Source organism: Massilia sp. P2_C2 (assembly GCF_056404615.1).
The window spans coordinates 1-1,182 of the sequence record NZ_JBFUDR010000612.1 but is presented as its reverse complement, the minus strand read 5'-3'; the positions used below and the strand labels follow the sequence as shown (position 1 = coordinate 1,182).

Annotated in this window: 2 protein-coding genes; both read right to left on the bottom strand. The window is 72.3% G+C overall.

Features of this window, described 5'->3' with window-relative positions; genetic code table 11:
• Positions 1-384, bottom strand: a 384-nt coding sequence (locus tag AC1DYX_RS31315) for a TgpA N-terminal domain-containing protein (protein WP_477266137.1), incomplete at its 3' end; no start/stop codon positions are given.
• The coding region (locus tag AC1DYX_RS31310; protein ID WP_477266136.1) for a DUF58 domain-containing protein at positions 381-1,182 on the bottom strand (802 nt) is incomplete at its 5' end. The genes AC1DYX_RS31310 and AC1DYX_RS31315, both read right to left, overlap by 4 nt.

The window sequence follows — 1,182 nt, the reverse complement described above, 5'->3', positions numbered from 1 at the left end:
GGTCAGGACGAGGAAGTAGCACAGGAACACGACGACGAACAGGTCGCGCCGTGCATGCATCTCTAGCATCTTGAAGGCGACGAGCAGCACGAGCATGGCGACGCCGGCATCGCGGCCCAGCAGCGTGTGGTAGCTGTGCAGCACGCCCGCCATCGCGGCGGCCGCGAGCGGCACGAGGATCAGGTTCGACGGCATGCGCCGGCCCAGCAGCGTGACGGCGGCGCGCCAGGCCAGGGTCGCGCCGCACAGCAGGCTGACCCACAGGGGCAGGTGGATGGTGTGCGGCACCAGCACGAGCAGGCTGCTGGCGATCAGCAGCAAGGTGTCCTGCTTGTCGCGCGCCAGCGGCGCCCTGAAACGTGGAGGATGCGGCACGGCGGTCATGCGTCGTCCTCCGGTATGCCGTACAGCGCCAGCGCGCGCAGGCAGGCGGCCTCGTGCGCGGTGCCGAGGCCGGTGTCGAACTGCGTGCGGCCGAGCCGGAACGCGTAGGGCAGGGCGTGCTGCTCGGCCTCCAGCACCCAGCGGGTCATGCGCGCGAGGCGCAGTTCCGCGTCGAGCCCGGGCGGCAGCGCGTCGAAGTCGAGCACCAGCTCGTCGATGGTGCCGCCCTCGAAATGCTTGGTGACGAGCTGGCCGCCCAGCGCCGGGTCGAGGCGCGCGATCTGGCGCCATGCCAGCAGGCGCAGCGGATCGCCCGGCTGGTAGCTGCGCACGCCGCCGAAATCGTCGCTGCCCGCGCTGCCGGTCCCGTCCGGACTGGGCCGGCCCAGCATCGGCAGCGGCGGGGCATCCTGTTCGGGGAACGGATAGACGAGGGCGCGGGCATCCGGCTGCCACCAGCTCCAGGCATGGAACAGGCCGAGCGGGAAGCGCGTGGACAGGCGCACGCGCGGCGGGCGCATCCAGCCGCGCGCTTCCGTGGGCGAACGCAGCACCAGTGCGCTGCTGGCGCCGGCGCCGACGTCGATGGCCTGGCGCGGCTCGGCCACGTGCTCGAAATCGATCCAGACGGCGAAGCGCGCCAGCCGCGTGGGATTGTCGACGCGGAGTTCGAACGGCGCGTCCTCGCCGGCGAATACGGCGCTCGCGCGGCCGGTGTCGAGCACGAGCCCGGCAAGATTGCGCGTCGTCTGGACCATGTCGACGATCGCGCAGGCGCCCGCGACGAACGTCAGGCCG